This is a genomic window from Bacteroides sp. CAG:633, assembly GCF_000435115.1.
In the GTDB taxonomy this organism is placed as follows: Bacteria; Bacteroidota; Bacteroidia; order Bacteroidales; family Bacteroidaceae; genus Bacteroides; species Bacteroides ndongoniae.
In genome coordinates this window covers 6,561-15,769 of the sequence record NZ_FR883111.1, presented here as the reverse complement: position 1 = coordinate 15,769, position 9,209 = coordinate 6,561, and the positions used below count along the sequence as shown (strand labels likewise).

Below are 9,209 nucleotides of genomic sequence, written 5' to 3'. Positions count from 1 at the left end.
TGTAGCTCCGGAAGTGGAAATTCTGGAGGTGGCTATTGAAAAGGGCTTCGAAGGAAGTGGAAGCATTGGTGGATATGATCCAACGGAACCTGTTGGTTAAAATGAAACTATTGTAAAATTATTAATTAAATTAATGAGAAAAATGAAACTGAAGTATGTATTATTTAGCAGTTTGTTCTTGACTGCAGGTTTTGTGGCTTGTACAAACGATGAGTTTGCTGAAGTTTCCAATCAAGTAAACACTGAAAAAGCAATCTCTTTAGGTGAGGGATTCAGTATTGGTGGAGAGTATGGTTTGGGAGCAGAAACACGTTCGATGTTCGATAAAGTCGATGGAAGATTACTTCCGGTTTGGGAAGAAGATGATGTGATTGGTGCCTCATGGTATCACATGGTGACTGGAATTAATAATGAAGGTCAGGTAACTAATGCGTCAAACATTGGTTCTAGCTTAGGATCATATTATTCTAACCACCCGTTTACACTTACGAAAGGTGCCGGTACGAGTTATGCCAATTTTGAGACTGTAACCAATGCTTTTGCAGGTGCTTACGTCGTTTATTTCCCTTACGATGACTTGAGGACACAATATTACAATGCCATTCCTGTTAAAGTTAACTTCCCTCAAGTGGCAGATTGTACATCCGGTAATGAATTGAACACTGTCAATGAAAACATGTTTGCTTATGGTGCTGCCGCATTTGTTCCTGGTGGACATCAAAGTTCAACATTCCACTTGGTTCAAGCTCCGGTTTTGTACCAAATGCAGTTTGCTGCAGATAAATTGGCTTTTGTTGGTCTGTTACCAGATTGGACTATCGATAAAATTATTGTAGAAGCTTATAATGCTGAAGGTCAATCATTGTTAACAACAACAGGTAAAGTGACTCCCAATAATACGGCTTTAACACCGGAAATCTACAATAAATATCTCAATGACCCGGAAGCTAACCCGCTACCTGCACCAGTATATACAAGTACTGCAGATGGTAGAGTTGATCACTTCACCATCAATGTGAAAAACAGCAGCGAAGCTTACGAAATCACTGAGCTTGACAAACTTACCGGTTCCTTCTATTTCTCTGCATTGCCTTTCATCAATGGCGAGGAAGCAACAAAGGTTGTTGTGAAAATTGTGACAGAGCCTAAAGAAGGTGACAGCGGTCTGGTATTTGCACGTACTTACCAAAAAGGAGCAAGCGCATACGATAATCAGATGCTGGCTGAATTCAACAAAGCACAATCTAACCAAATGATTGTTGACGGTGAGTCTAAGAACGTGATAGTAAATGTAAATGTGAGATTGAATACACAGGTTACAGATGAGACAATCTATACGGAAGAGCAATTCATGAACCGTTGGGAAGCTGCCATTGAAAGTACTACACCTCAAACATTGATAATAGGTGAAGACTTAGACTTGACAGGTGTAACACTGACATGCAACAACAAAGATGCTGATGTTACAGTTGAAGGACATGCTATCACTGTTGATGGTATTAACTTGGAAAGCGGTGCTGTGAACTTTGAAAACGAAGTAACTGTGGCAGGCGATGTAACAATTACTGGTGACGTAGATCTTACTGCAACATTGGCTTCTGTCAACAACATGGATATCGCAGGTGATGCTAACCTGACTGTATCAAAATTTGCAAGCTTGTACGTGGCTTCGAGTGGTATCGTAGAACTCAACGGCCCCGCCGATGCAAATAATTGTGGTAGCATATTCGTTCGTAGAAACGGCCAGCTCACTCTGAACGGCGTAGCCATCAACGACCTGACTAACACAGGTGGTACTGTAAAAATAGGAGCGAACACCGTCATCACTAAAGATAAGACCTTTACAAATGAAGGTACACTTGCAGTGAGTGAGGACTTAACAGTTAATGGTACATTCATCAACAAAGGTACCATGACATTCACGACTGGAAAGAAGATCATCAACAACAATGTATTTACGAACCAGGGTACAGTGAGTGGAACTGCCAAACTGGAAAATGAAGAAGACGCAATCGCCAACATCAACGCTGCTACTAATATGGCTATCGAAAACAATGGTACTATCAATGTTGAAATGCCTGAAGTAACAACAGCTTTGACTTGTGGCGCAAGTTCTACAAACGAAGGTATCATCAATGTCAAGAAAGGAACACTGAATGTTAACACACTCAGTCAGACAACAAATGACGATGCAAGAATCTATGTAGAAAAAGATGGTCGTATTACAAAGTATAAAGATGCTAATTTCGGCAGCAGCTGGATTATTTTGAATGATAAGGATGCAAAGGTAACAGGTAGTACTACTTACAGCCGTGTTGCTTATTCCGTAAAGAATAGTGAAGACTTTGCTACCGCAGCAGCTAAACCCGCAAACAAAGGCGTAGTATTTATCGACGGTCCTATCGAAATAACTAGTGCTACGACTTGGAGTACTTGTAACATGTATATCAATGCTAATGTGACATTAAAGGCTAACTTTAAAATCCTAAATCACTGCTTCTTTGGTGGAGATGTGACTGTATCGAGCGGTGATAACGTAGCTTATACTTTCACACTGACTACAACTGCTAATGAGGTCTATAAAGGTGCCAAGCTAACGATCAATAAAAATGTGACATTAACAGGTGGCCAGATTAAGACGTATAACAATCTGTTTAATAATGGTGGTACTATTAATACTACAGTTAATAATAATAATTAATAGTACAACGATTGATTATCGGATATAGTTAATAAGTCGCGGGCGTATCAAAAGGTACGCCCGCTCTTTTGTGTATGCTCGGCATGAGTGTGTTATGTGTAACGTAACCATCCGAAATGCGCCCTATTTTTATATATGAACAAATTCCGAGCTCTGCTTCAAAAAAGCCATGTTCAACTTGAATGAAAGCAACCGTTTTGTGATATGCTGTAATCTTATTGATCTTCGTAAGTGTGTTGAAAGTATGTGTTATTCTATACACCCTCCTCATTTATCTCTCCCAACGAGATATCGACAATCCCTGCCAAAACCGGTTATCTAACCCTGTTATTTTTCCCCAGTTAGCAAAAAATTCCTCCCCAGTTACCAAAATATTTTTTCCCAGTTAGGAAAAAATTCCTCCCTAACTAGGCAAAAATCATCCCCTTTCCCCTCTCTCCATTTTCCCTGTAAAAAAATCCTGCCAAATTTGCATAAACCGCACGGCTGCACTACCTTTGCCCACCGATATGGTAAAGGAAATCATTTCTCTGCTTCCCCCGCAGGCCCGCCGCCGCAGTTGGCGCGTGGCACTGGCCGTACTGGTGCGCGCTGTACTCGACTTTGCAGGTGTGGCCGCACTGATACCGTTGTTGCTGGCTGTATTGCGCCCCGGAGGTTCGCGAGGCGAGATGTTGCTGCTTTGCGGAGCCGTGATGGGCTTTGTGGTACTGAAGAATGCACTGGTAGTAGCCCTGGCACGGGTGGAAAGCACCTTTCAATTGGAAATATATCGCGACTTCAGCCGGCGGATGTTTGTCAACTACTACCGGCGCGGACTGCTGTTCCTGAAGAGCAAAAGCAGTGTGCAGTTGGGGCACGAGGTGAACTATGTGTGCTACACCTTCTGCCTGTGTGTGCTTGCCCCGCTGTTCCGCATAGTGGGCGATGCTGTGCTCATCCTTTTCATGATGGCTGCCCTCGTGATTTGGGAGCCGCTGGCCGGATTGTTGCTGTGCGCTGCTTTCGTGCCGTTGTCACTAATCTACACGGTAGCCGTGCGCCGTCGTCTGCGCAAGTACGGCCAGGAGGAACTGGAAGCACGCCGCAAGCAGAGCCGTACGGTGGTAGAAGCTTTCCGCGGCTATGCCGAACTGGAGATAGCTCAGGCATTCGGCACCTCGCTTGCCTCGTTCGACCAAGGCATGGACAGCATCGTACACAGCCGTCAGCGCATGGAACGCTATCAGCTGTTTCCGCAGTTTTTGAGTGAAGCCGCCATCGTAGTAGGTATAGCCCTGCTGATAGGAGCCGGACGTGGTGACCTGAGTATCGTGAGCGGTGTGTTTGCCGTAGCGGCGTTTCGTCTGATTCCTGCCATGCGCAGCATCCTGAACAGTTGGGTAACTCTGCAGAACGCTTCGCACTCGATACAGGTGGTGACTGAAGGACTGACCGAAAGCCAAACGGCTGATGACAGCAGCGAACAGCCCTTTACCTTCAAGCACACACTGGAACTGAAAGACTTGGGATTTGCTTTCCCAGACGGAGAACAGCTGTTCAATCACCTGAATCTGACCATCCACCGGGGCGAACGCATCGGTATACGCGGCCCTAGCGGATCGGGCAAATCGACACTGTTCAATCTGCTATTGGGTTTCCTGACACCGACCGAAGGCGAAATATTAGTAGACGGACGCCGGCTGACAACTGCCAACCGCAACCGCTGGCACAAACTGGTGGGCTACGTGCCGCAGGAAATCTTCATCGTAGAAGGTTCGCTGCTCGACAACGTTGCCTTGGGACATCCCTCTCCCGACCGCCAGCGAGTGATGGAAGTACTGGAACAAGTACGCCTGAAAGACTGGCTGGAGACGCTTCCGCAAGGATTAGACACACCGCTGGGTGAATATGGCAGTCGCTTGTCGGGCGGACAGAAGCAACGCATCGGCATAGCCCGTGCTTTGTACAAAGAGGCGGAAGTGCTGTTTTTCGACGAAGCCACGTCGGCTTTGGACAGCCGCACGGAAAGCGAGATAAACCGCGCACTGGAGGAATTGTCCGAACAGTGCCGCGAACTGACCATGATTATCATTGCTCACAGGGAGACATCGCTGCGGGTGTGCGATAGGATATGGGACCTCACCCCCGACCCCTCTCCGAAAGAGAGGGGAGAAGCGTGATGAAGGAGGATTCAGGGTTTAGAGCTGAGGGTTTAAGGTTGAGGGTATATAGATTTGGAAATGAAAACAATACATATTTAATTATGGAACAAGACTATATGATTGCAGGGTTTCGCCTGCGTATGGAAGGTGAGCCACTGGTGAAGGATGTGGCTAACATCGGCGGATTCGGTGTATTTGCTATCGACTCGACTGCCGAACCTAATTTCCGCTTCGTATGGAGCGAAGAAAAGGCTCCTGCCTTTACAGCCGAGCTATACCGTAACGATCCGGTACTGACACACAACCGTTTCGGGCGTTACGAAAAAGGATATATATTCGAAACAGCCTATATCGGTAGCGATCAGACACTCACAGTCTGGATAGCCGAAGGATCACGTATCGCCTATTTCAGCGGAAACCTCGATGTCAGTCTGCTACGTTTTGCCTGCTGGATTGCTTTCGGTGTGCTGATTGCTCCCCAGAAGGCTGTGGCTATCCACACCAGCACCATTGTCTTCCACGACAAGGCCGTCATCTTCCTGGGCGAGAGCGGTACCGGAAAGAGCACCCACACCCGCCTGTGGCGCGAAAACATCGAAGGTGCTACGTTGCTGAACGACGACAGCCCCATTGTGCGCATACATAACGGAATTCCCTACGTATATGGCAGCCCGTGGAGTGGAAAGACACCGTGCTACAAGACAAACTCGTACGAATTAGTGGGTTGCGTACGCCTGTCGCAGGCTCCTTACAACGAAATAAAGAAACTGAAGGTGATGCAGGCCTATGCTGCCCTTCACCCCTCGTGCCCGCCCGACTTTGCTTACGACGAGAAACTGTACGACTGCATCAGCCAGATACTGAATGACATACTGGTCAAGGTACCGGTATACCACCTGGCTTGCTTGCCCAATGCCGAAGCTGCCCACCTGTCGTGTAAAACCATCTTCGGAGTATGAGGAAACTGGTTGTAGCCAACGATTTTCTGGCCGAAGCCGCCGAAGTGCTGCGACAGGGAAAGAGGGTAAAAGTACGTATCGACGGACAAAGCATGTTCCCCTTCATCATCGGCGGGAAAGATGTGGTAGAGATTGATCCACTGCCTGCCGACGGCGAACTGCCTGCCTGGTGCTGCCCTTTCTACCAGTGGGAAGGAAAATACATGGTGCATCGCTACATCGGACGTGAAGGCGACGAATGTCTGATGCTGGGCGACGGCAATCTGTACCGGATAGAGCGTGTGAAGCGTAGCGAGGTACTGGGACTGTTGCGCTACATCTATCGTCCCGACGGCAGTGTGCAGGACTGTACCGACAGCCGATGGCTGAAGCGCGGGGCTTTGTGGTACAAGCTGAAACCGATCAGAAGGATATTGCTGCCGCTGTTCAGAATAATCAGATAAGCATTCGAATGTTTAGTTAACAAGTTGACAAGGCTACAGACAACAAGGGAGTATCTGTAGTTTTGTCAACTTGTTTTTTTGTCCGAATAAAACCATCTGTAGTTTCGGTATCATCCATATATGAATCTCCCAAACGTACGATTCTTTAGTTGCTTTCCGTCAGCCGGCGCAAATCGGCTCCGGAAGGAGACTGGAAGACACGCAAGTCGAATTCGGGAATGATAGCCAACACGTGGTCGAATACATCGGCCTGTACGCCCTCGTAAGGAATCCAATCCTTGATGGTGGAAAAGAAATAAAGTTCGACAGGCAAGCCGTGGTCGGTAGGCTGCAAATGGCGTACCATGCAGTTCAGTTCGGTGTTTACCACAGGGAGACTCTTCAGATAGGCAGTCAGATAAGCACGGAACACACCGAGATTGGTCTGCCGGCGACCGTTTACCAACACTTCGTTGTCGATGCCGTTCTCCTTGTTATATGCTTCGACTACAGCTTCGGTCTGTTCGATGTAGTCTTTCAACAGCTGAATCTTACGATACTTTTCGAGCATTTCGGGAGTACAGAAGCGTACGCTGGTCATGTCGATGTTGATGCTTCGTTTCACCCGTCGCCCGCCGCTCTCGCGCATGCCGCGCCAGTTCTGGAAAGAGTCGCTCACCAGCAGGTAGGGCGGTATGGTAGTGATGGTATTATCAAAATTACGAACCTTTACTGTATTTAATGTCACCTCGATGACTATGCCGTCGGCACCGTACTTGGGCATGGTAATCCAGTCGCCTACCTTCAGCATGTCGTTGGCCGAAAGTTGCACACCGCTGACAAAGCCCATGATACTGTCCTTGAACACCAGCATCAGAATGGCTGCCGATGCACCCAGACCTGCCAACAGTGAGAAAGGCGACTTACCCAACAGTTCGGCTACCACGATAATGATACCGATGGACCATAAAGATACCTGCAACGTCTGAAGCAAGCCCTTCAGCGGACGGTCGCGCATGGACTCTTTCTCGCTGTATACTGCATAGGCAGCTTTCAGGAAAGAGTTGATAAACAGCAAGAAAGCAAATATAATATAAATGAAGCACAAACGCCGGATGAAACTTAAAGTCACCGAATCGGTTTGTGCAAAAGCAATCGGTATGAACAGATAGATGACAACAGGTGCCACCATGTGGCTCAGGTAGACCATTACGTTACGGTTGAACAGAATATCGTCCCACGTCGCTTTGGTCTTTGCAACCAGGCGGGCAATAGCTCTGAGCAACACCTTACGGCAAATCAGATCAGCAGCAAAAGCCAATATCAGCACCAGGGCAAAAGCAATGAACTGATCCAGCCAGTCGGCCGTCTGCGGATTCATGCCCCAGCTTATCAGCAATTTATCAATATTATTCAGTAAATCCATTTTGTTTAAGTTAAAGGAGTTAGGGAAATCAGAAGGGTGAGGCCGCCAATATCCTTTCCACGTCCTCGCGCATCCACTGGTAGTGCCAGAGTGACTTGTAACCTTCGTTCTTTTTCAACATCAGTTGCACAGCGGCCTGACTGTTCTCGTAACTGGTCAGTTCGTTGCGGAACTGTTCGTCGTGACGTGCCAGCCGCTTGATCTCTTTCTCGCGTTCGCGACGGAGCTGGGTACAAACCGGAGTAAGCAGCCTCATCACTACATTGTCCATGATGTGATGTCCCTGTATATAAAGGTAAGTGGTGTCGGGAGTTACGCCCAAAGGCTCCAGTTCTTCGCGCAACGCATCAACCTGCTCGATGAGTTGCGGAAAACGGGTGCCCAGTTCGCTCAGTTTCTTGTCTACACGTTGCCTCATTTCGTCCAAACAACGGTAAGGCTGGTGTAACGTAACGTCCTGAATGCGTACACACTGGTTGAACTCGTGCATCGGAAATGTTTTGGTATCGTGTTGACGATAAAACCAGATATTCCACAAGAACAGCGGGTAAGCAATGCGTGAATAGCGCTTCAGAAACTCAGGAAAGTCGATCAGCACACGGTCGTTCAGCGTGGCCTGCACACAGACTTCGTGCAAACTCTCGGCATAGCACAGGTAGTTCTCGATGGCATAAACATAGGTTTGCAGCACAAACGGATTCTTATTGATGCGGCGCGACACAGCCGTATTGCCTTGCATCAGGAAGTCGTAATCGCTGTCTACGCAGGCTATCAGGCTCCGGCCCAGTTCGTCGGCATTGAGTGTATTGAGCAGCACCATCTTTTTCCCTTTCGACAAAGACGTTTGCGAGGGCAACATCACCTGGAAATAGTGTTCATCGTCCTCGAACTCCGAAAGCAGGGTACGCCAGAAAGCTACATCATCGTAACTTTCGACATAGGCCACAATGCGGCGGCGTTTCTTTTTAGGCGAAAGCCGCGTGGCTGCATCCAGATAGGCGGAAGTCAGATTATGTCGTAACGAAGTAGCCACGGTCTCAACTGTTTTGATGGGTTTCGGTAGATATCTCGCTCACTTCGGTCACGGCATCCAGCCAGCCTTCCATGATGACGGCAGGCGAATGGGTGGTAAGAATCAGCTGTACGTTGGGATTCAGCGCACGGATCATTCCGATGAGTTTCTGTTGCCACTCTACGTGCAACGAAGCTTCGGGCTCGTCCATGAACAGCACACAATGGCTGCCTCCGCGCACCAATACCGTCAGCAGGATGACCAGCATCTGTTTCTCGCCGGAAGACAGCTTGTAAGGCAAAAGCCGTTCGCCGTCCTGATAGAACACGATTTCATTGCTTTTACGGTCGATCTTCTTTCGGGTATAGCTGAACAGTTCGTCTATCAGGTCCTGAAACTTGCGTTTGGGCACCGACAGGAGGGAAGCCTGGTTGCGCTGCTGCTCGTTGTCACTGCTCAGCAGTTCGATCATCTTATTGCCCACATTTACCTGATAGTCCAGGTAGCGGCGTTGCAGCAGATACAGCTGCCAGTCGAGTTCAGAC

Annotated in this window: 7 protein-coding genes; 4 read left to right on the top strand and 3 right to left on the bottom strand. The window is 48.0% G+C overall.

Translation table 11 applies throughout. From position 1 onward, the window contains the following. Positions 1–142: 142 nt before the first annotated feature. The 4 genes from QVP67_RS11640 to QVP67_RS11625 all read left to right on the top strand — a co-directional run bounded on the left by QVP67_RS11640 (position 143) and on the right by QVP67_RS11625 (position 6,247). Entirely contained in the window at positions 143–2,701 is a 2,559-nt protein-coding gene (locus QVP67_RS11640) for a hypothetical protein (RefSeq protein WP_022163739.1), read from the top strand. A 509-nt stretch (positions 2,702–3,210) separates the two neighbouring features. Continuing rightward, positions 3,211–4,863, top strand: a complete 1,653-nt coding sequence (locus tag QVP67_RS11635) for an ABC transporter ATP-binding protein (RefSeq protein ID WP_022163738.1) — start codon at positions 3,211–3,213, stop codon at positions 4,861–4,863. 83 nt (positions 4,864–4,946) lie between these two features. Then, positions 4,947–5,804 carry a hypothetical protein gene (locus QVP67_RS11630; RefSeq protein WP_022163737.1) on the top strand — a complete coding sequence of 286 codons (858 nt, stop codon included), beginning with the start codon at positions 4,947–4,949 and terminating at the stop codon, positions 5,802–5,804. Further along, the gene (locus tag QVP67_RS11625; RefSeq protein ID WP_022163736.1) at positions 5,801–6,247 is read left to right on the top strand and encodes a S24/S26 family peptidase; all 447 of its coding nucleotides are present in this window, start codon (positions 5,801–5,803) and stop codon (positions 6,245–6,247) included. Before QVP67_RS11630 ends, QVP67_RS11625 begins: the two co-directional genes overlap by 4 nt. Before the next feature lie 145 nt (positions 6,248–6,392). Here QVP67_RS11625 and QVP67_RS11620 read toward each other — a convergent pair whose 3' ends face one another. The 3 genes from QVP67_RS11620 to QVP67_RS11610 form a co-directional block, all read right to left on the bottom strand. Further along, complete coding sequence (locus QVP67_RS11620) at positions 6,393–7,652, bottom strand: mechanosensitive ion channel family protein (protein WP_022163735.1); 1,260 nt, start codon at positions 7,650–7,652, stop codon at positions 6,393–6,395. Positions 7,653–7,680: 28 nt separating this feature from the next. After that, positions 7,681–8,685, bottom strand: coding sequence for a DUF4435 domain-containing protein (locus tag QVP67_RS11615; RefSeq protein ID WP_022163734.1), 1,005 nt, complete (start codon positions 8,683–8,685; stop codon positions 7,681–7,683). A 4-nt stretch (positions 8,686–8,689) separates the two neighbouring features. Beyond that, positions 8,690–9,209 (bottom strand): AAA family ATPase (locus QVP67_RS11610; RefSeq protein WP_288180153.1); only part of this gene is annotated, 520 nt, incomplete at its 5' end.